At 68.4% G+C, this 22150-nt stretch carries 23 protein-coding genes; 11 read left to right on the forward strand and 12 right to left on the reverse strand.

The window, feature by feature from the left end; all coding sequences use genetic code 11:
• Window positions 1–32: 32 nt before the first annotated feature.
• Genes ACLJO0_RS33680 through ACLJO0_RS33700 form a run of 5 tightly spaced genes read right to left on the reverse strand, consistent with a single transcriptional unit; the run spans window position 33 to window position 4609 of the window.
• Window positions 33–1244 carry an acyl-CoA dehydrogenase family protein gene (locus ACLJO0_RS33680; RefSeq protein WP_410583049.1) on the reverse strand — a complete coding sequence of 404 codons (1212 nt, stop codon included), beginning with the start codon at window positions 1242–1244 and terminating at the stop codon, window positions 33–35.
• Complete coding sequence (locus ACLJO0_RS33685; protein WP_125789241.1) at window positions 1241–2110, reverse strand: SDR family oxidoreductase; 870 nt, start codon at window positions 2108–2110, stop codon at window positions 1241–1243. The genes ACLJO0_RS33680 and ACLJO0_RS33685 overlap by 4 nt, the downstream gene beginning before the upstream one ends.
• Window positions 2111–2121: 11 nt before the next feature.
• The gene (locus ACLJO0_RS33690; RefSeq protein ID WP_410583051.1) at window positions 2122–2967 is read right to left on the reverse strand and encodes a MaoC/PaaZ C-terminal domain-containing protein; all 846 of its coding nucleotides are present in this window, start codon (window positions 2965–2967) and stop codon (window positions 2122–2124) included.
• Entirely contained in the window at window positions 2964–3395 is a 432-nt protein-coding gene (locus tag ACLJO0_RS33695; RefSeq protein WP_410583053.1) for an SRPBCC family protein, read from the reverse strand. The genes ACLJO0_RS33690 and ACLJO0_RS33695 overlap by 4 nt, the downstream gene beginning before the upstream one ends.
• A gap of 20 nt (window positions 3396–3415) precedes the next feature.
• A complete protein-coding gene (locus tag ACLJO0_RS33700) occupies window positions 3416–4609 on the reverse strand; it encodes a lipid-transfer protein (RefSeq protein ID WP_410583055.1) in 1194 nt (397 codons plus the stop codon).
• Between the two features lie 172 nt (window positions 4610–4781).
• Between ACLJO0_RS33700 and ACLJO0_RS33705 the strand changes: the two genes are divergently transcribed.
• Window positions 4782–5729 carry a hypothetical protein gene (locus tag ACLJO0_RS33705; protein WP_410583057.1) on the forward strand — a complete coding sequence of 316 codons (948 nt, stop codon included), beginning with the start codon at window positions 4782–4784 and terminating at the stop codon, window positions 5727–5729.
• 9 nt (window positions 5730–5738) lie between these two features.
• Complete coding sequence (locus ACLJO0_RS33710; RefSeq protein WP_410583059.1) at window positions 5739–6446, forward strand: RraA family protein; 708 nt, start codon at window positions 5739–5741, stop codon at window positions 6444–6446.
• A 68-nt stretch (window positions 6447–6514) separates the two neighbouring features.
• Here ACLJO0_RS33710 and ACLJO0_RS33715 read toward each other — a convergent pair whose 3' ends face one another.
• On the reverse strand, window positions 6515–7330 hold the full coding sequence (locus tag ACLJO0_RS33715) for a ThuA domain-containing protein (RefSeq protein WP_410583061.1): 816 nt from the start codon (window positions 7328–7330) through the stop codon (window positions 6515–6517).
• A 134-nt stretch (window positions 7331–7464) separates the two neighbouring features.
• Here ACLJO0_RS33715 and ACLJO0_RS33720 point away from each other — a divergent pair, with 134 nt between their 5' ends.
• The gene (locus ACLJO0_RS33720; protein WP_410583062.1) at window positions 7465–8349 is read left to right on the forward strand and encodes a LysR family transcriptional regulator; all 885 of its coding nucleotides are present in this window, start codon (window positions 7465–7467) and stop codon (window positions 8347–8349) included.
• A 166-nt stretch (window positions 8350–8515) separates the two neighbouring features.
• On the opposite strand, the gene ACLJO0_RS33725 is transcribed toward ACLJO0_RS33720, so the two are convergent.
• Window positions 8516–9310, reverse strand: a complete 795-nt coding sequence (locus ACLJO0_RS33725) for a DsbA family protein (RefSeq protein WP_410583063.1) — start codon at window positions 9308–9310, stop codon at window positions 8516–8518.
• Between the two features lie 2 nt (window positions 9311–9312).
• On the reverse strand, window positions 9313–9801 hold the full coding sequence (locus ACLJO0_RS33730) for a MauE/DoxX family redox-associated membrane protein (RefSeq protein ID WP_396559263.1): 489 nt from the start codon (window positions 9799–9801) through the stop codon (window positions 9313–9315).
• Between the two features lie 91 nt (window positions 9802–9892).
• Here ACLJO0_RS33730 and ACLJO0_RS33735 point away from each other — a divergent pair, with 91 nt between their 5' ends.
• Both ACLJO0_RS33735 and hrpB read left to right on the forward strand, forming a co-directional pair.
• Window positions 9893–10720, forward strand: coding sequence for a glutamate ABC transporter substrate-binding protein (locus ACLJO0_RS33735; protein WP_410583064.1), 828 nt, complete (start codon window positions 9893–9895; stop codon window positions 10718–10720).
• A complete protein-coding gene (hrpB, locus tag ACLJO0_RS33740; RefSeq protein ID WP_410583066.1) occupies window positions 10717–13107 on the forward strand; it encodes an ATP-dependent helicase HrpB in 2391 nt (796 codons plus the stop codon). The genes ACLJO0_RS33735 and hrpB overlap by 4 nt, the downstream gene beginning before the upstream one ends.
• A 4-nt stretch (window positions 13108–13111) precedes the next feature.
• On the opposite strand, the gene ACLJO0_RS33745 is transcribed toward hrpB, so the two are convergent.
• A complete protein-coding gene (locus ACLJO0_RS33745; RefSeq protein ID WP_410583067.1) occupies window positions 13112–13900 on the reverse strand; it encodes an ion transporter in 789 nt (262 codons plus the stop codon).
• Window positions 13901–14035: 135 nt separating this feature from the next.
• Between ACLJO0_RS33745 and ACLJO0_RS33750 the strand changes: the two genes are divergently transcribed.
• From ACLJO0_RS33750 to ACLJO0_RS33760, 3 genes are read left to right on the forward strand one after another with little or no spacing between them, the layout of a single operon-like run.
• Window positions 14036–14953, forward strand: coding sequence for an ATP-binding cassette domain-containing protein (locus ACLJO0_RS33750; protein ID WP_410583069.1), 918 nt, complete (start codon window positions 14036–14038; stop codon window positions 14951–14953).
• Window positions 14950–15984: an alpha/beta hydrolase family protein gene (locus ACLJO0_RS33755; RefSeq protein ID WP_410583071.1), complete on the forward strand. Its 1035-nt coding sequence runs from the start codon at window positions 14950–14952 to the stop codon at window positions 15982–15984. The genes ACLJO0_RS33750 and ACLJO0_RS33755 overlap by 4 nt, the downstream gene beginning before the upstream one ends.
• Window positions 15981–16727 (forward strand): ABC transporter permease, encoded by a 747-nt coding sequence (locus ACLJO0_RS33760; RefSeq protein ID WP_410583073.1) that lies wholly within the window; start codon window positions 15981–15983, stop codon window positions 16725–16727. Before ACLJO0_RS33755 ends, ACLJO0_RS33760 begins: the two co-directional genes overlap by 4 nt.
• Before the next feature lie 411 nt (window positions 16728–17138).
• On the opposite strand, the gene ACLJO0_RS33765 is transcribed toward ACLJO0_RS33760, so the two are convergent.
• A complete protein-coding gene (locus ACLJO0_RS33765; protein WP_410583074.1) occupies window positions 17139–17684 on the reverse strand; it encodes a TetR/AcrR family transcriptional regulator in 546 nt (181 codons plus the stop codon).
• Window positions 17685–17727: 43 nt separating this feature from the next.
• On the opposite strand from ACLJO0_RS33765, the gene ACLJO0_RS33770 reads away from it, so the two are divergent.
• Entirely contained in the window at window positions 17728–18849 is a 1122-nt protein-coding gene (locus tag ACLJO0_RS33770) for an FAD-dependent monooxygenase (protein ID WP_410583076.1), read from the forward strand.
• Here the strand turns inward: ACLJO0_RS33770 and ACLJO0_RS33775 are convergent.
• Entirely contained in the window at window positions 18794–19468 is a 675-nt protein-coding gene (locus ACLJO0_RS33775) for a response regulator transcription factor (protein WP_125789224.1), read from the reverse strand. The two genes, ACLJO0_RS33770 and ACLJO0_RS33775, sit on opposite strands and share 56 nt — an antisense overlap.
• A complete protein-coding gene (locus tag ACLJO0_RS33780) occupies window positions 19443–21065 on the reverse strand; it encodes a histidine kinase (RefSeq protein ID WP_410583132.1) in 1623 nt (540 codons plus the stop codon). The genes ACLJO0_RS33775 and ACLJO0_RS33780 overlap by 26 nt, the downstream gene beginning before the upstream one ends.
• A 97-nt stretch (window positions 21066–21162) precedes the next feature.
• Here ACLJO0_RS33780 and ACLJO0_RS33785 point away from each other — a divergent pair, with 97 nt between their 5' ends.
• Together ACLJO0_RS33785 and ACLJO0_RS33790 are read left to right on the forward strand one after the other, a co-directional pair.
• On the forward strand, window positions 21163–21372 hold the full coding sequence (locus ACLJO0_RS33785) for a hypothetical protein (RefSeq protein ID WP_410583078.1): 210 nt from the start codon (window positions 21163–21165) through the stop codon (window positions 21370–21372).
• On the forward strand, window positions 21369–22127 hold the full coding sequence (locus ACLJO0_RS33790) for a hypothetical protein (protein ID WP_410583079.1): 759 nt from the start codon (window positions 21369–21371) through the stop codon (window positions 22125–22127). Before ACLJO0_RS33785 ends, ACLJO0_RS33790 begins: the two co-directional genes overlap by 4 nt.
• Window positions 22128–22150: the final 23 nt, after the last annotated feature.

The following is a 22150-nucleotide window of genomic DNA, read 5'->3' on the forward strand; positions in this document are numbered from 1 at the left end:
CACGCACGCGATAGCAAAGGTCCCTTGCTCCCTCAGCGGCCCAGCAGACCCTTCGCGATGTGCGTCACCTGGATCTCGTTGCTTCCCGCGTAGATCATCAGCGACTTCGCGTCCCGCGCCAGCTGCTCCACCCGGTACTCCGCCATGTACCCGTTGCCGCCGAACAGCTGCACGGCCTCCATCGCGACCTCGGTGGCCGCCTCCGACGAGTACAGCTTCATCGCCGAAGCCTCGGCCAGCGTCGGCATCTTGCCCGCGCGCAGGGTCTCGATCAGCTGGAAGACCATGTTCTGCACGTTGATCCGCGCGACTTCCATCTTCGCGAGCTTGAGCTGGATCAGCTGGAACCGCCCGATCTCCTGACCCCACAGCTTCCGGTTCTTCGCGTAGTCCACGCAAAGCCGGTGGCATTCGTTGATGATCCCGAGCGCCAGCGCCGCGACCCCGATCCGCTCGACGGCGAACCCGGACTTCACCTCGGCCTTGCTGTCGCCGTCGCGGCCGGTCTCGGATTCGCCGAGCAGCCTGTCCCGCCCGAGCCGGACGTCGCTGAAGAACAGCTCGCCCGTCGGCGACGACATCATGCCCATCTTCTTGAACGGCTTACCCTGCGTGAGCCCGGGCATGCCCTTGTCCAGCACGAACGTCAGCACCTTGCGATCGCGGACGTCCGAGCCGTCGTCGAGCTTCGCGTACACGATGATCGTGTCGGCGTATGGACCGTTGGTGATGAACGTCTTCTGTCCATTGAGGACATATTCGTCACCGTCGCGCCGCACCGACGTCTTCATCCCGCCGAAAGCGTCCGAACCGGAGTCGGGTTCGGTGATCGCCCACGCACCGACCTTCTCGAAAGTGACAAGAGAAGGCAGCCAGCGTTCCTTCTGCGCCTGCGTGCCCTTGGTCAGGATCGTCTGCGCGGTCAGCCCGATGCTCACGCCGAGCGAAGCGACGATGCCGAGGCTGACCCCGGCCAGTTCGCTCACCGCGATGAGCGCCATCGCCTCCTGCCCGCCGAACGCGAGACCACCACCGCCACCGGAGCCACGGTCCTTGGACAGCAGCTTCGACACCGATTCCCGCGCCAGCACGTCGATGCCGAAGGACGCGAACATCTTCCGGATGATGTCGTACGGCGGCAGTGTCCCGCTTTCCAGCGCGTCGAGCTGCGGCCGGATCTCCTTGTCGATGAACTCCCGGATGGTGTCCCGGATCAGCAGCTCGGTCTCGGACCACTCGATCATGGCAGCCTCGCGGCGATGTCGTCGATCTCCCAGGCGGTCTCGGTTTCGATCACCTTGACGTCGTGCCAGCCCGCGAGTTCGGAGATCGCGCCGCCCTGCACCGCGAACACCTTGCCGGTGAGCGGGCACTTCTCGGTCGCGAGGTAGGCGACCAGCGGCGAGATGTTGGCCGGGGAGAACGCGTCGAACTCCCCTTCTTCCACTTCCTGCGCGAAGATCGCGCCCATGCCCGGCGTCGCCAGGGTGAGCCGCGTGCGCGCGATCGGCGCGATCGCGTTGACCCGCACGCCGTAGCGTTCCAGTTCTTCGGCTGCGACCAACGTCAGCGCGGCGATGCCCGCCTTCGCCGCGCCGTAGTTCGCTTGTCCGGCGTTCGGCAACGTGACCCCGGACGCCGACGCGGTGTTGATCACCGAGCCCGCCACCCGCTCACCGGCCTTGCTCGCCGACTTCCAGTACGCGGCCGCGTGCCGCAGCACCGCCGCGTGCCCCTTCAGATGCACGGCGATCACGGAATCCCACTGGGACTCCTCCAGCCCGGCGATGAACGCGTCGCGCAGGATGCCCGCGTTGTTCACGACGACGTCCAGCCTGCCGAACTCGCCCACCGCTTGCGCGACCAGTTCCTCGGCGCCCGCCCAGTCGGCGACGTTGGCCGTGTTCGCCACGGCCTTGCCGCCCGCCGCGCGGATCTCGTCGACGACCTCCTGTGCCGGGCCGGTGTCGGCCCCGCTGCCGTCGTTCGCCCCGCCGAGGTCGTTGACCACGACGCTCGCGCCCTCCCGTGCGAACAGCAGCGCGTGCTCGCGGCCGATCCCCCGGCCGGCGCCGGTGATGACGGCGACCCGCCCGTCGAGTGCTCCCATGGCTTTTGCTCCTACTCCGCGAATTCCGCGAGACCGTCTTTGATCACGACGGTTTCGCCGACGGTGGTCTCGAACGCGTAGCTCCCGCCACCCGCGCTCCAGATGGACGTGGTCAGGTCTTGCCCGGGCAGCACCGGTTTGGCGAACCGCACGGCGAACCGTTTCAGTCTGTCCACATCGGACCCGGCGACCTCGGTCAGCAGCGCCCACGAGGTGAACGCCATGGTGCACAGGCCGTGCGCGATGATCCCCGGCAGTCCCGAATCCTTCGCGACCTCTTCGTCGAGATGGATGGGCATGGGGTCGCCCGCGGCGGGCGCGTACCGGTACGTCTGGTCGTCGTCGACGTGCTGGTTCACCTTCGCCACCGGTGCCTGCGAACGCAGGTCCTCGTCGAACTTGTGCTCCGGCCCGAGTTCGCCGCGCGTCTCGCCGGTGTCGAAACCGCGCACGAACAAGGTCACGTACTGCTCGTTGACCAGGTCGCCGTCTTCAGTGCGGCATTCGAGGTGGATGGTGCCGCGCGTGCCGTTCGACAAGCCTTCGTAGCCCGTCATCCGCGCCCGCGAAACGAGCTTGTCGCCGGGGTGGATCGGCCGGTGGAACCGGAATTCCTGTTCCCCGTGCACGATCCGGCCGAACAGCCCGACCGGGACGACCTCCAGCGCGGGTTCCATCAGCGACTCGAACACCGGCACGATCGCGAACACGGGACTCGCGACGTCCCCGGCGAGATGCGCCGGGATCGGGTCGTTGGTGGCCTTGGCGTACTCGATCAGCCGCTCGCGGGTCACCTCGAACCGGGACTCCTCGGTCCACTTGCCGAGGCCGTCGGGATCGAACCGCTCCTCGGTCACGCGACCAGCGCCTTGAAGTTCTCGAGGGAGGCGTCGAGGTTCTTCTTGCCGTCCTTCTCGACGGCCTTGCCGAGCGCGCCGACGATCATCTGGCCGGCGAACTCCGCGTTGATGCTGGCGAGCGATCCCTCGCCGGACGCCTCCACGGTCAGCTCGAACTTGACCTTCACCCCGGCCATCCCGGTTCCGGAGATCGCCAGCTTCGACGGCGCCTCGAACTCGTCGACCGTCCAGGTGATCGTGTTCGGCATCCCGAGCATCGTGACGACCTCGGAAGCCTGCGCTCCCTTGGAGAATTCGGCCGGGACCTCGCCCTTCCACTTGGTGTGGATGGTCAGCCACTTCTCGAAGTTGTTGGGGTTGGAGAACTCCGCCCACACCTTGTCGGGAGCGGCGGGGAGTTCGACGGAGGCACTGATCTTGCCCATGGTTCTTCCTTTCGGTGGGATCAGCGCTCGGCGCGCTGGTAGGCGGTGACGACGGCGGCGCCGCCGAGTCCGATGTTGTGCTGCAGCGCGGCCTGGACGCCGTCGACCTGGCGTTTGTCCGCGGTTCCGCGCAGCTGCCAGGTGAGTTCGGCGCATTGCGCGAGGCCGGTGGCGCCGAGCGGGTGTCCCTTGGAGATCAACCCGCCGGACGGGTTGACGACCCATTTGCCGCCATAGGTGGTGTCCCCGGAGTCGACGAGCTTCCCGGCTTCCCCTTCGGCGCAGAGTCCCAGCGCTTCGTAGAGCAGGAGTTCGTTGGCGGAGAAGCAGTCGTGCAGTTCGATGACCTGGAAGTCTTCGGCGCCGAGCCCGGCCTGGTCGTACACCTGGCGTGCGGCCTGGACGTTCATGTCGTAGCCGATGATGTTCTTCGCGGTACCGTCGAAGGTGCTGGCGAAGTCGGTGGTCATCGCCTGCCCGACGATCTCGACGGCCTGCTCCGCCAGCCCATGCGAGTCCACAAAGGACTCGCTGGCGAGGATCGCCGCGCCGGACCCGTCCGAGGTCGGCGAGCACTGGAGTTTGGTGAGCGGGTCGTAGATCATCCGCGAGTCGAGGATGTCCTGTAGCGAATAGCTTTCCTGGAACTGCGCGTACGGATTGTTCACCGAGTGCCGGTGGTTCTTCTCGCCGATCTTGGCGAAATGCTCGGCGGTGGTGCCGTAGGTCTTCATGTGCTCGCGGCCCGCCGCGCCGAACATCCACGGCGCCGGCGGGAAGAGCACCTCGGAGATCTCCGCGAGCGCCTGGAGATGCCTGCCCATCGGCTGCTCGCGGTCGTCGTAGGTGGAACCGAGCGATCCCGGCTGCATCTTCTCGAAACCGAGCGCGAGCGCGCAGTCCGCGCGGCCGCCCCGGATCGCTTCCGCGGCGAGGTACAGCGCGGTCGACCCGGTCGAGCAGTTGTTGTTGACGTTGACGACCGGGATCCCGGTCATGCCCAGTTCGTAGACCGCCCGCTGTCCCGAGGTCGACTCGCCGTAGACGTAGCCGACGTAGGCCTGCCGCACCTCGTCGAAGGAGATCCCGGCGTCTGCGAGCGCCTTGGTCCCGGACTCCTTGGCCATCTGCGGGTAATCCCAGTCCTCACGACGTCCGGGCTTCTCGAACTTCGTCATGCCCACGCCGACGACGTACACCTTGTTGGCCACCACGACGCTCCTTGTCGTTGCTGTTGAGACTGAAGATACAGACAGGACTGTATTTATCAACCCTTACATACAGGTCTGAACGGATGTTACTTACGGCACGTTGCATGTCAGGTGACGCAGACAGACTGCTCGCACCCCCGTTAAACAGGGCGAACACAACTCACAGGGGGATTCGATGAAACGTACGAGCTTGGTCCTGACGGCCACCGTCGCCGCCGGACTGCTGTCGACGGGCACCGCGTCGGCGACCGACTGGACGATGAGCTACCTGCCGGTGCCCTACGGCACTGTCCAGGTAGTGGCCACCGATGGGACCGGAAGCTACGCGGGACACTCCGAATACGGCTTGCTCACCTGGTCGGGAGGGACCGTTCAGAACCACGGCATCCCGGCAGGCTACGACAGGGTCGTGACCGTGGACGAGAACGCGTCGCGGTCGATTCTCATGGACGGCTACGCGAATCCGACCCGGACTTATCGTTCGTTCGTCTTCGAGAACGGCGGCTTCCAGCTTCTGGGGAAGGTGCCGAACTACGCCCAGACGCGGGTCGTCGGCATGAACGACCGCGGCGACGTCGTCGGCTCCGTGCACAACGACCCGCGGTTCGGCTCCCGGGCGGCTATCTGGCCCGTCGACGACCGCGCGAACCCGGTACTGCTGGACAGCCCGCCGCTGCTCGACCCGGTGGACATCGACCACGACGGCACGATCCTGATGCAGGAACAGGGCGGCAGTACCTGGCTCTGGAAGGACGGCGTGGCGCGGCAACTCGTCCTCCCGGAGGGCGTCCGCGAATCACGCGCCCTCGCGATCCGGGACGGCAAGGTGCTGGCCGGCCTCCAAGGAGGCGACCGGCTTTGGACGGCCTACGACACCTCTGTTCCGGTGCCGGACTCCATGACGGCGGTCTCGCTCAACAGGTCGGGACTCGTCACAGGTTGCTTGAGGACTCCGGACTTCTCCACGGTTCCCGCGCTGTGGTCGCCGGGTGGCGCGGTCGAGACGCTGCCCGCGCCTTCCCCCGGCTGCGGCGCCCTCGTCGGCGAGAACGGCGAGGTCATGGGCTCCGTGCGGGATGACAGCAGCCCGAACCACAAACCCGTGGTGTGGCGCCGTGGCTAAAGTCGGGATATGGATCCCGAGGAGCTTCGGCAGCGGTTCTCCCAGCTGACCACCGCGCACCTGACCGACGGCTGCGTCCGCACCGGTGTCCCGGTCCGATGCGCGCCCGCCGGCACGCACGCGGTCGTGCCCGGCGGCCGCGTGGCCGGGCGGGTCACTCCCGCCCGGCACGTCGGCAGCGTCGACGTCTTCCTGGAGGCGTACGAAATCGCGAACCCCGGCGACGTCCTCGTCGTCGACAACGGCGGCAGGCTCGACGAGAGCTGCGTCGGGGACCTCGCGGTCCTCGAAGCGGAAGCGGCCGGGCTGAGCGGCGTCGTCATCTGGGGGCTGCACCGCGACACCGCCGACATCAAGAAGATCGGGCTGCCGGTGTTCAGCCTCGGCTCGATCCCGACCGGTCCGCTCTCGGTCTCCGCCCGTCCGGACGGCGCGCTCGACTCAGCCGTCGTCGGGGACTGGACGGTGACGCGGGAAGACCTCGTGTTCGGCGACGAGGACGGCGTCCTGTTCATCCCGGCCGACCGGGCGGACGAGATCCTGGACCGCGCCGAGGCCATCCGCGACACCGAACGGCTCCAGGCCGACCGGATCCGCGCCGGAGAGTCCCTTCGCGAGCAGGTGCACTTCGCCGACTTCCTCGCGGAGCGCGCGAAGTCGCCTTCGCTGACGTTCCGGGAGCACCTGCGCGCGGTGGGCGGCGCCATCGAGGAGTAGCAAGGGACCTTTGCTATCGCCGAGGGCCTGACCAGCGAAAACGCTCCCGTCAGGCCCTCGGCGCCCCGTCAGGAGGCCTTCACGCCGCCAAGCCATAACAGGCCGTCGACGAGGAAACGGTTCTGCACCTCGCTGGCGAAGGTCGACGAAAGCGGCTGGTTCGTCTCGTAGTTCATCTTGTTGTGCCCGAAGTTGGCGTAGAGCATCTTGTACTTGGTGTTGGTCCACAGGATCGGGTAGTACCCGCTGTACCAGGACTGGTTCGGATCGGTCCCGAGCGGGAAACTCACCGGGTCCACCGACGCGAGGATCCGGATGTCCTGGTTCTTGCGCAGGTCGCTGCTCCAGGCGTACCACTCGCTCACCGACGAGGTGAACGTCGCGGGCAGCCGCGTGGTCGAGGGATGCGGCCGGTTCTCCACCTTCAGCGTCGCCGTCGTCGGCCCCCAGGTGTTGGACTTGAACGCCCCCGTGCCCAGGAACCTGTTGTGGTACCAGTCCCAGCCGGACGGATTCGTGGTGAACGCCGCCACGTGGAAACCGAAGAACGCGCCGCCCGCCTTCATGTAGCGCTCGAAGCCCGCGCGTTGCGACGAGGTCTGCGGCAGGTCGTCCAGGAACAGCACGACCTGGTACTGCGAGGGTTGCAGCGAGCTCAGCCGGTTCCAGTCGTTGGTCGCGGCGTAGTCGAAGTTGTGCTGTGAAGCGGTTTTCGGGAACCACTGGTTGGCTTCCTTGACGAAGCTGATGTGCGCCGCGTCGTAGGTCCCGTTGTAGAAGGCCAGCACCTTGAACGCGGGCGCCGCCTGTGCCGAAACCGGCGCCAACGCCAGTGCGAGACACGAAACGAACAGCAGAGCGAGCCGGACCACGAATTTCGTCATACCTCACCACCCATGCCGAATGTCTGTAAATTCATTGCTTGAATTAACACATGACACAGTGTCAGTGGTCTAGACCTGCGACGAAGACGGTTCCCGCTGACCGGCACCGGGCCACGATCGATAACCTGGAGATTATGGAACTGCGGGATATCGAGATCTTCCTGGCGCTGGCCGACGAACTGCATTTCGGCCGCACCGCGGAACGCCTGCACGTCTCGCAGGCACGGGTGAGCCAGACGATCAAACAGGTGGAACGCCGGATCGGCGCGCCACTGTTCGCCCGCACCAGCAGGCGGGTCCGGCTCACGCCGATCGGCGAACGGCTGCGGGACGACCTCGGCCCCGCCTACCGCGCACTCCACGAAGGCATCGACCGCGCCGTCGCGGCCGGGCGCGGGATCGGCGGCGTGCTGCGGCTGGGCTTCGAAGCACCCGGCGTCGCCGATCTGACCGAAGACCTGCTGGACCGCTTCCGGCAGCGCTACCCGGACACGGAACTGCTCATCCGCGAGGCCGATTTCGCCGACCCGGTCGCCATGCTGCGCTCGGGTGAGATCGACGTGCTGGTGACACTGCTCCCGGTCGACGAACCCGAACTGACGACCGGACCGGCCTTGCACACCGAACCGATGGTGCTCGCGGTGTCGTCGAAACACCCTTTCGCGCGACGGAAATCAGTCACCCTCGACGACCTCGCCCGCGACACCGTCCTTCGCGCGGCGCATCCGCCGGAGCCGTACTGGATCGAGGAGCCACGCCAGTGGCTGACACCGGCCGGTCACCCCGTGACGCGAGGCAAGCCCTTCGCGACGTTCCAGGAACTGCTCGCCGCGATCGCCACCGGCGCCGGCATCTGCCCGCTCGCCGCACACGCACAGGAGTACTTCAGCCACCCGCGAATCCGCTTCGTGCCCTTCGCCGGTTCACCCGACGTCGAGTGGGGCCTCGTCTGGCCGCGCTCCGCCGAGACAGCCCGCGTACAGGCCTTCGCGGCCGTCGCCTCCGCTTCGCACCCCTGACTCCCCCGCAATTCGTCATCTACTTGCGGTGAGACGGCGGAAAGAGAGCAAGGGACCTTTGCTATCGCCCCGCCCGCGCACCCCACGCCGCACGCCCCCCGAAGTACATGAAGGCCCCCTTCCTGTACCTAGGCGCAAGGAAGGGGGCCTTCATGTACTTCGTTAACTACCCGACGACCTTCTTCACCCAGTCCGCCTCGAGCTTCACGACCTGCCCGTTCGCGGTGACGGTCGGCGTGCCGAAGCCGGGTCCGTTGCCGAAGTCCTGCTGCAGCGCCGGATCCGTCGAGATCTTCTTGTACGCGTCCTGGATCTGCTGCTCGTAGGCGCCACCGTTGACCGCCATCGCGAAGGCCGGGTCGGTGATGCCGACGTCCTGGCCGAGCTTGATCAGCTGCGCCTTGTCGAACCCGCGTCCGCCTTCCTCCGGCTGGTCCTTGAACAGCGCGTCGTGGAAGGCGAGGAACTTGCCCGCGTCGGCCGCGGCGAGCGAGGCGTTGGCGGAGTCCAGCGAGTAGCCCGGCGGGTCGGAACGCTGGTTGAGCATCGGCAGCATGTGGTACCGGACCTGCAGGGTCCCGTTGTTCACCTGCTCCTCGATCTGGCCCTTGAACGACTCTTCGAACTGCTTGCAGACCGGGCACAGGAAGTCGGCGTAGATGTCGATGGTCTTCTTCGCGTCGGGCTTGCCGACGACCACGGCGGCCCCGTCACGCTTCTCCACGACACCGGGCGCCGAGGCGGTCGGCTGTGCCCCGATCACCTTGCCCTCGGTGCTGTCCTTGCTGGACGTCGTCCAGATCACGCCACCGATCACCAGCGCGGCGAGCACGACCACCGCGACGGTGATCGCGACGATCTTCTTCTTGTCGCCGCCCGCGACGCCCCTGGCCTGTGCCACCGAGCGCGACGCCGTCTGCTGCTGCTTGCGTTTCCGAGCGTTGCGCTCAGCTCCACCCACGATTATTCGTTCCCTTCAGCGATACCCACATAGTCGTCGTCGGCGGGGGCTTGAGAGTTCCCGAGCCAGCCGTCCACGGACAGCCAGGTCCGCGGCCGCACGATCAGCCAGACACCCAGTAGCGCGAACCCGAGGTCCCTGGCGATCTCCTGCGGATACCTCGTCTGATCCGCGGCGATCTGACCGCCACCGCCGAAGCAGCCGCAGTCGATGCTCAGCCCGCGCGCCCAGGATTGGGCGATCGCGGCGATGAGCACCGCGAGCATCAGCACCGACAGCACCGACACCCACCGGGTCACGAACCCGGCGAGCAGGAACAGGCCGAGCGCCAGTTCGACGAGCGGCATCCCGATCGCGACCGGGCGGACGAGCCCGTCCGGCAGGACATCGAAAGCCTGGACCGCGATGTAGGTCTGTCCCGGATCGCTGATCTTCAGCGCTCCGGAAACCAACCAGACGGCGGCCAGTCCGAGCCGGGCGAGTGTGCCCACGGCGTCGAGTACGACTTGGGGCGGTCTACGCACGGGCCTAGGCTAACCGTCGACCCTGAGAACAACGTGAGGCGGCGGACGGAGGCACCCGATGAGGGGACGCGGCCTGCTGGTGGCCTGCTTGATGCTGGTCACAATGGCGGCATGCTCCCAAGAGGCCGGTCCGTCGGATTCCCTCGTCGTACGCGCCGTCGGGTCCAACAAACTCACCATCGGCATCCGCTTCGACCAGCCAGGACTCTCCAAACGGACGATCGACGGCCGGTACGTCGGTTTCGACGTCGATGTGGCGAAGTACATCGCGAGTGAATTGGGTGTGGACGAGGATCACATCACCTGGCACGACAGCAAGCCCTCGTCCCGCGAGACGGACATTACGTCCGGGACCACGGATCTGATGGTGGCGACCTACTCGATCACCGAGAAACGCAAACAGATGGTCGCCTTCGCCGGGCCCTATTTCGACACCGGCCAGGATCTGCTCGTCCGCCTCCGGTCGACCGACATCACCGGTCCCGAGAACCTCAACGGCCGCAAGCTGTGCGCCGTGGGCGGCACCACCTCCGCCGAGCAGGTGCGCGACAAGTTCGCCCAGGCCGTCCAGCTCGTCGAGTACCCGCGCTATCAGGATTGCGTCACGGCCTTGCTCGCGGGACAGGTGGACGCGGTGACCACCGACGACGTCATCCTGGCCGGTTACGTGGCGCAGAACCCGGAGTTGCTGAGGGTCGTCGGCAAGCCGTTCTCGAAGGAGAAATACGGTGTCGGCCTGCGCAAGGACGACATCGAGGGCCGGGCCGCGGTGGCCAGGGCGATCCAGAAGATGATCTCGTCCGGGGAGTGGCTCGCATCGCTGAACCGCAACATCGGCCCGTCCGGTTACCGGATCCCGCCTCCGCCGCAGGTCACCGAGCAGTGACCCTTCCCGATCTGCCGGTTCGCGCCGTCCTGCCCGAACTCGAAGCCGCTCTCGGCGCGCACGGCACCGCGGTACTCGTCGCGCCCCCTGGCACCGGCAAGACCACCTTGGTGCCGCTCGCGCTGGACAACGGCGAAGGCCGGGTGATCGTCGCCGAACCGAGGCGCCTGGCTGCCCGCGCCGCGGCCGCACGGATGGCGTCCCTGCTGGGCGAACGGGTCGGTGAGACGGTCGGCTATTCGGTCCGCGGGGACCGGAAGGTGTCGTCTTCGACCCGGATCGAAGTGGTGACGTCGGGTTTGCTGGTCCGGCGGGTGCAGGGCGATCCCGAATTGACCGGGGTTTCGACCGTCCTGCTCGACGAATGCCACGAGCGGCATCTCGACGCGGACCTGTTGCTCGCGCTGTTGCTGGACGTGCGCGCCGGACTGCGGGACGACCTGCGCCTGCTCGCGACGTCCGCCACCGTGGCCTCCGGACGGCTGGCCACCCTGCTCGGGGACGCGCCGGTGATCACCGCGCACGCGAGGACTTATCCGGTGGACGTGTCGTACTCCCCGCCCGCACGCGGCGAACGGGTCGAGGCGACCGTGGCCCGAGTGATCCACAAAGCACTGTCCGAAGGGGACGGTGACGTGCTCGCTTTTCTGCCTGGCGCGGGCGAGATCGCCAGGGTGAGCGGTCTGCTCAGCGGCCTGGACGCCGATGTACTGCCCCTGCACGGACGGCTTTCCGCGGCGAGCCAGGACGACGCGTTGCGCCCACGCGCCCGCCGCCGGGTGGTGCTGTCGACGTCGGTCGCCGAGTCCAGCCTGACCGTTCCGGGCGTGCGCGCGGTGGTGGACTGCGGACTGTCCCGCGTGCCCCGAGTCGATCATCGGCGCGGCCTGCCTGGGCTGGCGACGGTCCGCGTTTCGGCCGCGGTCGCCGAGCAGCGCGCCGGCCGTGCCGGCCGCGAGGCGCCGGGACGTGCGTACCGGTGCTGGGCGGCGCACGAACAGGGTTCCCTGCCCGCCTACCCCGAACCCGAGATCCGGACGGCCGAACTGGCGCGGTTCGCCTTGGAGCTCGCGTGCTGGTCCACTCCGGACGGTTCCGCCCTCTCGTGGTGGGATCCGCCAGGCGAAGGCGCGCTGGCCGCCGGTCGCGCGTTGCTGACCACGCTCGGGGCGACCGCGGAAGACGGGACGGTCACCGAACGCGGCCGGAAAATGGCCGGGCTGGGCCTGCATCCGCGGCTGGCGAGGGCGTTGCTGGACGGCGCGGCGCGGACCAACGCGCGTTCGGCGGCCGAAGTCGTCGCACTGCTGGACAGCGGTGGCACGCTGACCGACCTCGAAGCCGAACTGCGGCGGGTGCGCGGCGACGAGCGCTGGAAGCGTGACGTGCGGCGGCTTTCCAAGCTGGTGCCCGACGGCGGCAAGGCCTCCGATCCGGCGCTGGTCGTGGCGCTGGCGCATCCCGAGCGGCTGGCACGACGGCGTTCCGCGGGGGCACCGGTGTACCTGATGGCCGGTGGGACGGCGGCCGAACTTCCGCGCGGCAGCGGACTGGCCGACGTCGAATGGCTGGCGGTGGCCGAAGCGACCAGGGATCCCGGCCGCGCGCAGGGCATCATCCGGCTGGCCGCGCCCGCGGACGAGGACCTCGCCGTCCGCGCGGCACCGAACCTGGTGTCCTCTGTGGACGAAGTGCACTGGTCTTCGGGTGACGTCGTGGCGCGTTCGGTGCGGCGGCTCGGGGCGATCGTGCTTGCGGAGAAACCGTTGCGCTCGCCCGCGCCGGACGCGATCCGCGCCGCACTGCTGGACGGCTTGCGCACCGAAGGTCTCGGCCTCCTGCGATGGTCGGAGGACGGGCGGCGACTGCGCGAACGGCTGGCGTTCCTGCATCGAGTGCTGGGCTCGCCTTGGCCCGCGGTCGATTCGACGACACTGTTGTCCACTTTGGACAGCTGGCTCGACCTCGGGACGGCGCGCCGACGGTCGGATCTGGCTTCGCTGGACGCGGGCGCCGCCCTGCGCGGACTGCTGCCCTGGCCCGAAGCGTCGCGTTTGGACGAACTGGCACCGGATCGGCTGGAGGTGCCGTCGGGTTCGCGGATCCGGGTCGACTACTCGGGCGAGCAGCCGGTGCTGGCCGTGAAACTGCAGGAGACCTTCGGCTGGCTCGCGACGCCGGAACTGGCGGGCGTTCCCGTCGTACTGCACCTGCTGTCACCCGCCGGACGGCCCGCCGCGGTCACCGCCGATCTGGAATCGTTCTGGCGCAACGGTTACGCGGCAGTGCGTGCCGATCTCCGCGGGCGCTATCCGAAGCATCCCTGGCCGGAAGACCCGCTGAACGCCGCGCCCACCCGGCGAACCACCCGGCGCGGCGGGAGCTGACCGCTCAGTCCATCAGCTGGTGCTGAGGCCGCGTCGGCAGTTGCGCCGCCAGCTCCTCGTCGTCCTCACGTTCGTTCAACCCCAGCTGCACCGCGCTCCGGATCTGCTCCCGGTTCTCCCGCACCACGTGCGCGAAGAACTCGTCGGTCCGCGGGTCGGTCAGCACTTCGAGGATCACGCGCATCGCGGTGTCGATCACCGAACGCACCACCTCGTCGTGGAACGGCAGCTTCGAAAGCCGTCCCGCCTGCGGATCGTTCTTGAGCTTCTCGGCGATGATCCCCCGCAGCAGCGACTGGTTCTCCCCGAGTGAGCGCGCGAGGTTCTGCGGATAGTTCCCGGTTTCCAGCACCTTCACGACCTCGTCGAGCACCGCGATCGTGATCGGCTTCTTGATCGCCAGCACGATCGGCCGCGAAAGCCGTTCGACCAGCCGCTGCGTGAACCGCTCCCCGAACGCGCGGTCCGCCGTACGGGCGAGCCGCACCAGCACCACGACGATCCGCAGCAGCCGGAACCCGCGCAGCGCCGGATGCGCGACGGGGATCATGCCGAGGATCTCGTACCAGTTGCGCAGCGGAAACCGCTTCTCCCAGCCTGCGCGCCGCCACCGCCACAGGAATTCCAGCGCGAAGATCCCGCACACCGTCGTGTCGATGATGAAGACACGATGCGCCGTCTCCTCCGAATGAGGGAAGAACATCACGTAGGCGAGGAGCCCGACGGAGAACACAGCGAGTACGAGCATCACCAGGTCGAGCGGATTCACGCGCCGTTGTTCGCGGGTGGTCATGGCGCCGATTGTGCCTTTCCGCGGTGACTCGTGCCGAGCGGCACCTGTCGAAAGTAAGGGATGGCCGATGACTTCAGGGCAATGCCCTCGGGTGTCCCCGCGTCGGAGGATTCAGGGACACGAAGGAGGACGCGGATGATCACGCTTCGAGGACTCACGAAGCGCTATGGCGAGAAGACGGTGGTCGACGGGCTGACGTTCGCCGTCGAGCCGGGCAAGGTGACCGGTTTCCTCGGTCCCAACGGCGCGGGCAAGTCGACGACCATGCGGATGACGCTCGGCCTCGACTCGCCGAGCGCGGGTGAGGTCCGGATCGGCGGCAAGACGTACGCGGACCTGCGGTATCCGCTGCGCGAGGTCGGCGCGCTGCTCGAAGCCAAAGCGCTGCACCCGGGGCGGAGCGCGGGCAAGCACCTCCTCGCCATGGCGCGCAGCAACGGGATCCCGGCGAGCCGGGTGGACGAGGTGCTCGCGACGGTCGGCCTCACCGACGTCGCGGGCAAACGAGCCGGGACGTTCTCACTCGGCATGGGGCAGCGGCTCGGGATCGCCGGCGCGCTGCTGGGCGACCCGGGTGTGCTGATGTTCGACGAACCGGTCAACGGCCTCGACCCCGACGGCGTCCGCTGGGTGCGGCAGCTGATGCGCTCGCTCGCGGAAGAGGGCCGCACGGTTTTCGTGTCGAGCCATCTGATGAGCGAGATGCAGCTGACCGCCGACATGCTGGTCGTCATCGGCAAGGGAAAACTGCTCGCCGACGCACCGGTCGACGAGTTCATCGCGGGCAATTCGCGGACGTCGGTCGCGGTGCGGGTGCCCGCTCCCGCCGACCTGCGCACACTCGAACAGCGACTGCGCGCGCTCGGCGCGACCACGGAATCCGATCGGGACGAACTGATCGTGCACGATCTGCCCGTGCACCTCGTCGGCGACGCGGTGCACGAACTCGGGATCCGCGTGCACGGGCTGGCCGAACGGACCGCGTCACTGGAACAGGCGTACATGGAACTGACCGCTTCTTCGGTCGAATACGGAACGGGAGTCGCGGCATGAAGTCACTCATGGTCCTGGTGGCGGTGATCGCCGGCCTGCTGGGGGTGCCGGCGGCCGCGTCGGCGGCACCGCAACTGTCGTTGCCCGCGCCGGGTGGCCCGCTCCCGATCGGACTGCGCACACTGCACCTCACTGATCAGGGGAGAGCCGACCCCTGGGTGCCCGAAAAGCGGCGCGAACTGATGGTCAACGTCTGGTACCCGGCGGTTCCGCTCGGACGCTCGCCGCTGTACATGACCAAGGCCGAATCCGCGGCGGCCGTCGCCGGGCGGAAACTCGACCTGCCGCCGGACACGCTGAGCAAGGTGCGGGTCCACTCCCGCGAGAACGCGCCCGCCCTGCCCGGACGACGTCCGCTGGTGCTGCTTTCGCCGGGCGCGGGCAACAACCGGATCACCCTGACCTCGGTGGCCGAACACCTTGCCGCACAAGGTTTCGTGGTCGCCGGGATCGATCACGCCTATGAGGCCTGGGCAACGGAGTTCCCCGACGGGCTGCGCCAGTGTGTCGCTTGTGGACGGTCAGATGACCCTTGGCCCGCCGCGATCGCGAACCGCGCGATCGACACGACGTTCGTCGTCGACACCCTGCTGAAGGACCGGCGCTGGTCGATCGACGCCACGAAGATCGGGATGGCCGGTCACTCGGCCGGGGGTTCGGCGACCGCCACCGCGATGGCCGCCGACCGGCGGATCAAGGCGGGCGTGAACGTCGACGGCCCGTTCTTCGGCATCACTTCCCTCGACCGGCCGTTCCTGCTGCTGACCAGCCCGACCGGCGAAAAGTACTACCGCACGTCCTGGAACGAGACCTGGCCGCGGCTCACCGGGCCGAAGGAACAGGACCTCGTGGAGGACAGCGGCCATTCGTCGGTGACCGACGCGGCGATCCTGGTCGACCAGCTGGGGTTGCGGCCGCACGTCCCGCCGGCCGAGGTCGAGAACCAGTACGGCTCGATCGATTCGTGGAAGGCGCTGGACTTCTTCCGTGACCGGCTGACCGGCTTCTTCAAGCAGTGGAGCGCACGATGAACACGATCTCTTCGGAATGGACCAAGTTCTGGTCGGTCCGGTCCACCTGGTGGTGCCTGATCAGCGGACTTTTCCTGATGCTCGCCTACTCCGGCGCGCTGGGCCTGGCCGCGAACGCCGGCGTCGAACGCTCGATGGCTCCGCACGCCGTCGTGGCCGGAGCGGCGTTCTATCTCACGCAGTTCGCCGTGGTCGCGCTGGCGACGCTGTTCATCACGAGCGAGTACGCCAGCGGCAGTATCCGCTCGACCCTGCAGTGGGTCCCGGTGCGGAACCGGGTCCTCGCCGCGAAATCGGCCGTCCTGCTGCCGGTGCTGTTCGGCTACGGCGTCCTGAACACCCTCGCCGGCGTGGCGATCTCGGCGCCGCTGATCCCCGACCGGGACTCCTCGGTGGGCGACATACTCGCGACCTCGGCGGGCATGGGCGGCTACTTCGCGCTGCTGGGCCTGCTCTGCCTCGGCCTCGGGACGGCGCTGCGGAGCACCGCGGGGACGATCGTGACGGTCTTCGTGCTGCTGGTGATGATCCCGATGTTCGCCGGTTCGCTGGGCGGGGAAGACATCGTGAACTACTTCCCCGGCTTCGCGGGCGTCAACGCGATGGTGACCTCCGGCCAGCCGAACCCGATCTTCGGCGGCGTCGCGCCCTACGCGCCTTGGGTCGGCATCGCGCTCTGTATGGCGTGGGCGGCGGCCGGTCTCGTCACGGGTTCCACTGTGCTGCGGCGGCGCGACGCCTGAGGGAGAGCAAGGGACCTTTGCTCTCGCTTGAGCGCCCAGGCACGTCGCGAAAGCCACTTTCAGGACGCCTGACGTCCTGAAAGTGGCTTTCGCGACGCTCCCGCTCCAGGATCGACGAGCCGGTGCCTCAAGGTCGCCGCACCCCTGCCCGGCCAAGTGGTAGCAAAGGTCCCTTGCTCTCTTTCCACAGGTCAGCGCGGCGACCGTGTGGATTTCTGGTCATCCAACGCACCAAAATCCACACGGTCAGTACGCACCGCTACGCGGAGTACAGGGTGTGTGGATATAGGGACACTCAACGTCCCTATATCCACACACCCCCGCCCGCCGAGGGGCGCGATACCAAAGGTCCCTTGCTCCCAAAGCCACAAACCCACAGGTCAGAGCCCCGGCGATAGCAAAGGTCCCCCGCTACCCCGCCACCCCGAGCCCCGCCAAAACCTCCCGCGCCCCTCGCGTCAGCTCCTCCAGACCGGGCGGCCGCAGCGAGCCGGTCCCGGCCAGCGCGTCGAAGACCGTCCCCTCCAGCCACGCGACGAGCACCCGCGCGTGCCGCTCCGGCTCCGCCGATCCGCATCCGGCGAGCACCTCGGCGCATCGCCGCCGGATGACCAGTCCCCCGCGGTCGTAGGCCTCGCGCAGCTCCGGCCGCCGCGTCGCCTCCAGCGCGAATTCGTACCGCGCGAGCATCCGCGTCCGCCCGTTCGTGATCGCCGCGTGGGCGAACCCCGCCACGTACTCGGCCAGCCGTCCGGGCGGCGGATCGAGGGTGACCTCGTCGAGTTCGACCATCCGCGAGATCGCCAGCTCCAGCAGCGCCGCCCGCGTCCGCGCGTAATACGAGGTCGAGCCCGGCGGCAGCCCGGCGAACCGGTCGACGGCGCGATGAGTCAGCCCCCGCATCCCTTCGGCCGCGATCACCTCGATGGCCGCGTCCCCGATCGTCGCCTTTCGCACTCTACAAGTGTAGTAGTACTCTACAAATGTAGAGGAGGTCGACATGCGCAAAGCGATCGTGATCGGCGGAGGAATCGGCGGACTGAGTGCCGCCATCGGGTTGCACGGCATCGGCTGGGAGGTCACCGTCCTCGAACAGGCGCCGGAGCTCACCGCCGTCGGCGCCGGCATCTCCCTGTGGCCGAACGCCCTGCGCTCACTCGAAACACTGGGCGTCCACCCCCGCACCCTGAGGGAACAAGCGTCCGGCGGTCTCCACGACCGCGAAGGCCGCCGCATCACCCGTTGGGACGGCGAAGCGTTCCGCCGTCATCACGGCCGTCCGCTCGCCGCCATCCACCGCGCGGACCTCATCGGCGCTCTCCGCGACGCGCTCCCCGACGAGTGCGTCCGCACCGGCGTCGAGGTCACGAGCCTCGACGATCTCGACGCCGACGTCATCATCGCCGCCGACGGGATCCACAGCACCGCCCGCGAACAACTCTGGCCACAGCATCCCGAACCGGTCTACAGCGGCAGCACGGCCTTCCGCGCGGTGACCGCCCTCCCTCACCCCACAGAACTCAGCACGAGCTGGGACGACGGCGCCGAGATCGGCGTCATCCCGCTGCACGACGGCCGCGTCTACTGGTGGGCGAGCTACGTCGCCGAAGCGGGCATCCGCTACGAGGACCCGAAGGCGTATCTACGGAACCGCTTCGGCGGCTGGCACGAGCCCATTCCCGAGCTCATCGACGCGACGACGCCGGAGACGCTGCTCCACCACGATCTCCACCTGCTCGGCACTCCCCTGCCGACGTACGTCAAAGGCCGCGTCGCGCTCCTCGGCGACGCGGCGCACGCGATGCCGCCGTTCCTCGGCCAAGGCGGCTGCCAGGCGATCGAAGACGCCGTCGTCCTCGCCGCCGCGCTGAGCACCACCGAAGACATCGACGCGGCACTGAAGAGGTACGACGAACAGCGCCGCCCACGCACCCAAGCGGTCGTCAGATCCTCGGTGCAGGCGGGAAAAATGGGCCCACAGTTGAGGAACCCGCTCGCCGTGGCCGTCCGCAACGGTGTGTTCCGCCTGCTGCCCGGCGCGCTCACCGCCCGCATCGGTGCCGGGGTCAGCGGCTGGACGCCTCCGGTTCCCCGCCGACCAGCCCCGCCTCGTACGCGGTGATCGCGGCCTGCACGCGGTTCCGCGCGCCGAGCCGGTTGAGGATGGTGCTCACGTAGGCCTTGACCGTGCCCTCGACCACGAACAGCTTGGCCGCGATGTCCGCATTGGACAGACCGGAACCCAGCAGCGCCAGCACTTCCTGTTCACGCGGGGTCAGCTTGCCGATCAGCGCCCGCGCCTCTTCGGCGCGGGACACCTGGTTGCCGGAGAAGCGCGCGATGACCCGCTGCGCGACCTTCGGCGAAAGGAACGCCGCACCGCCCGCGACCGCGTGGATCCCGGACAGCAGTTCGCGCGGATCACCGGATTTCAACAGGAAACCGCTCGCGCCGAGGCCCAGCGCACGCTCGATGTAGGCGTCCTCGCCGAACGTGGTCAGCATGATCACGCCGATCTCGGGCAGCAGCCGCCGGATCTCCTCGGCCGCCTTGAGCCCGTCCATGACCGGCATCCGGATGTCGAGGAGGACGACGTCAGGCCTGGTCGCGCGCGCCTGCTCGACCGCGGCACGGCCGTCCTCGGCTTCCGCGACCACTTCGATCCCGGCGTCCGCGGCCAGAATCGCCGACACACCGGCGCGGATCATCGCCTCGTCATCGGCCAGCACCACCCGGATCATCCGGGTTCCCCCTTTGCTCGTCTTCGGTGATCATGTCCTTCGCCACGAGTTTCCCCTCGGCGAAGCACAGCCGGTAGGCCTCGTAGTTCAAGTTGAACACGGTGCGCTCGGTGCCGTAGTACTCGCATGTCGCCCCCGCGGGCACCGGGGGCTCCACCACGCGCGGCCGGGCGATCCGCTGGCCGCCGGGCAGCACGGCCGCGATCTCCGCCCGCGACTGGCCGATCCGGATCCGGTCGTAGTCGCCACCGGCGAGTACGGAGCCGTACCACTGGACGAGGAACACCACCCCGCTGATCCCGACCACCAGGCCGAACAGCCCGATCGGCACGACGACCGCCTGGATCAGGCTGCGCCGGACGTCACGGCGGGCACGTTCCAGTTCCCTGGCCGACAAGGACTGCCCGACCTCGGCGTCCATCGCCGCCTGGCTCTCCGGGGATTCCTCCGACGGCGCCGCGTCGTGCGGCAAGGTCGCGCTGACCTCGAATCCGCCTTCGTGCGGTCCTGCCCGGAGGGTCCCGCCGACCAGCCGGACCCGCTCGCGCAGGCCGATCAGCCCGCGCCTGCCCGAAGCCCGGCCCGGCAACGGCCCCGCGGGCGGCGCGGCATTGGTGACCACGACGTCCGTCCGCCCCGCCGACCGCACGACCCGGACGGTGACGGCGGCACCCGGCGCGTGTTTCACCACGTTCGTGACCGATTCCTGGACCACGCGATACGCGGCGCGGTCGACCATCTGCGGTTCATCGTCGAACGGTGCGTCCACAGAGGACTCGATCAGCACGCCGGAGGCCCTGGTCCGGTCGAGCAGTTCGTCGATGCTCTCGTGCACCGGCTCGGTCGGCGCGTCGTCCTCACGCAGGACCCCGATGATCTCGCGCAGCCGCTCGGTCGCCGTCGCGGCGCTCTGTCGCAGGTCACCTGCGGCCTGCCGCTGCTGCTCGTCGAGCCCACCCGCGACCTCCAGCGCCGCCGCGCGCACCGCGATGAGGCTCAGCTCGTGGCCCAGCGAGTCGTGCATGTCGCTGGCGATCCTCGTCCGTTCACGCAGCCGTGCGCGGTCGGCGATGAGCCGCTGACGGCTCTCCATCTCCTCGGCGCGGCGCCAGCCGTCACGCGCCATGTCCTCGCGTTGCCGGATGTAGCGGCCCAGCAGCCACGGCGTCACCGACGCGAAGACCAGGATGCCGAGCAACGCGCCCCAGGCCGAGAAGCCGTCCTCGCTCCACAGCAGCGCCACCGGGACCGCGATCACGGAAACGATCGTGAAAAGGCGCAACATCGGCTTCGCGACCGGCTGCCGGTAGCCGGCGAGATAACTCACCGCGACGAGAAGGAAGCCTTCCCAGATCGGCACCCGGCCACCGAAGCTGCCCAGCACGATGAAGCTCGCGATCATGGCGATGGCGAGCGAGACCAGCGGGTACCGGCGCGACACCGCGATCGCGGCCGTGGTCGCGGTGAGCCCGAAGAGCAGCTCCCAGTGCTTCGTGCTGGATCCGGCGTCGATGGTCACCCAGCCACAGAGCCCGAGCCACAGCGCGACGTCCATGATCAGCCGCCGCCCGCGCCGCACGGGCTCCTCTCCGTCCATCACAGACCTGGACGCTACAAGCCGTGGCGAGCTGTCCGCCATGGACGAAAGTAAAGGTCCCCTGCTTTCCCGGTCCGATGAGGCATGATGATCCACCATGGCCGAGCGCACACTCACCGGTCAGCTAGGCTGTCCTGTCCCGGCAGGCATCGAAGCGCTGGCCGACAACGAGAAGCAGGACCTCTCCGACGCGCTGCGCGACGCGCGCCACCGTCAGGCCAAGGCCTTGGCCGAAGCGGGCGAAGAGGGCCTGAAGTACGTACCCGCGCTTCTGCGGGGCACCGTTCGCAAGGTGGTGGGCCTGTGACCACCGAAAACTTCGCCTCGCGGGCGGAGATCCTCAAACTCGCCCGCGTCCTGGGCACCACTCCCGAGCGACTCGCTTACCTGGAGAAGGTGGACGCCGCCGAACTCCAGGCGTTCCGCGAGCAGGTCACGGACACGCTGTTCGACGCCAACCGCGCCGCCCTCGAGCGGATGGCGATGGCGAGCAAGCTCGTCCCGAGCCCGATCCTCGCGAAGATCGCCGAGAAGGTCTTCGGCCCGCTTCTGTGCGCGCGGATCGCCGGACTGGTGGACGTCTCCCGGGGCGTCGATGTCGCGAAGCGGCTGAAGCCGCCCTTCCTGGCCGACGTCGCGGCCGAACTGGACCCGCGCCGCGCGAGCGCGATCATCGGGCGGATCCCGCTCGACACCGTGGTCGCGGTCGCCGGTGAACTCGTGCGCCGCGAGGACTGGATCACCGTCGGCCGGTTCGTCGGCCACCTGCCCGATCCGACGGTGCGCAGGGCACTCGACGTCATCGGCGACGAGGCACTGATCCGGATCGCGTTCGTCCTCGACGACAAGAACCGGATCGATCACGTCCTCGGGCTGCTCTCCGAAGCCCGGTTCCGCGGCCTGCTGGGGGTCGCGGCCGCCGACGAGGACCTGTGGCCGCCGGTGCTCGACCTGCTCACCCACCTGAGCGAGAAGCGGGTCGAGCAGTGGTCCCACCTGCTCGGCGAACTCCCGCCCGCGCTACGCCTGCGCGTCGAGGAAACCCTCGGCCGAGCGTCCTGACCTCAGCGGGGGAGCAAGGGACC

The sequence above is a fragment of the Amycolatopsis sp. lyj-108 genome (assembly GCF_046549005.1).
Lineage (GTDB): Bacteria > Actinomycetota > Actinomycetes > Mycobacteriales > Pseudonocardiaceae > Amycolatopsis.

Excerpts from the sequence above, each read along its gene's own strand:
- ACLJO0_RS33680 (WP_410583049.1), bottom strand. The coding sequence starts at position 1,244 with ATGATCGAGTGGTCCGAGACCGAGCTGCTGATCCGGGACACCATCCGG.
- ACLJO0_RS33685 (WP_125789241.1), bottom strand. The coding sequence starts at position 2,110 with ATGGGAGCACTCGACGGGCGGGTCGCCGTCATCACCGGCGCCGGCCGG.
- ACLJO0_RS33695 (WP_410583053.1), bottom strand. The coding sequence starts at position 3,395 with ATGGGCAAGATCAGTGCCTCCGTCGAACTCCCCGCCGCTCCCGACAAG.
- ACLJO0_RS33705 (WP_410583057.1), top strand. The coding sequence starts at position 4,782 with ATGAAACGTACGAGCTTGGTCCTGACGGCCACCGTCGCCGCCGGACTG.
- ACLJO0_RS33710 (WP_410583059.1), top strand. The coding sequence starts at position 5,739 with ATGGATCCCGAGGAGCTTCGGCAGCGGTTCTCCCAGCTGACCACCGCG.
- ACLJO0_RS33715 (WP_410583061.1), bottom strand. The coding sequence starts at position 7,330 with ATGACGAAATTCGTGGTCCGGCTCGCTCTGCTGTTCGTTTCGTGTCTC.
- ACLJO0_RS33720 (WP_410583062.1), top strand. The coding sequence starts at position 7,465 with ATGGAACTGCGGGATATCGAGATCTTCCTGGCGCTGGCCGACGAACTG.
- ACLJO0_RS33735 (WP_410583064.1), top strand. The coding sequence starts at position 9,893 with ATGAGGGGACGCGGCCTGCTGGTGGCCTGCTTGATGCTGGTCACAATG.
- ACLJO0_RS33745 (WP_410583067.1), bottom strand. The coding sequence starts at position 13,900 with ATGACCACCCGCGAACAACGGCGCGTGAATCCGCTCGACCTGGTGATG.
- ACLJO0_RS33750 (WP_410583069.1), top strand. The coding sequence starts at position 14,036 with ATGATCACGCTTCGAGGACTCACGAAGCGCTATGGCGAGAAGACGGTG.
- ACLJO0_RS33755 (WP_410583071.1), top strand. The coding sequence starts at position 14,950 with ATGAAGTCACTCATGGTCCTGGTGGCGGTGATCGCCGGCCTGCTGGGG.
- ACLJO0_RS33760 (WP_410583073.1), top strand. The coding sequence starts at position 15,981 with ATGAACACGATCTCTTCGGAATGGACCAAGTTCTGGTCGGTCCGGTCC.
- ACLJO0_RS33770 (WP_410583076.1), top strand. The coding sequence starts at position 17,728 with ATGCGCAAAGCGATCGTGATCGGCGGAGGAATCGGCGGACTGAGTGCC.
- ACLJO0_RS33775 (WP_125789224.1), bottom strand. The coding sequence starts at position 19,468 with ATGATCCGGGTGGTGCTGGCCGATGACGAGGCGATGATCCGCGCCGGT.
- ACLJO0_RS33780 (WP_410583132.1), bottom strand. The coding sequence starts at position 21,065 with ATGGACGGAGAGGAGCCCGTGCGGCGCGGGCGGCGGCTGATCATGGAC.
- ACLJO0_RS33785 (WP_410583078.1), top strand. The coding sequence starts at position 21,163 with ATGGCCGAGCGCACACTCACCGGTCAGCTAGGCTGTCCTGTCCCGGCA.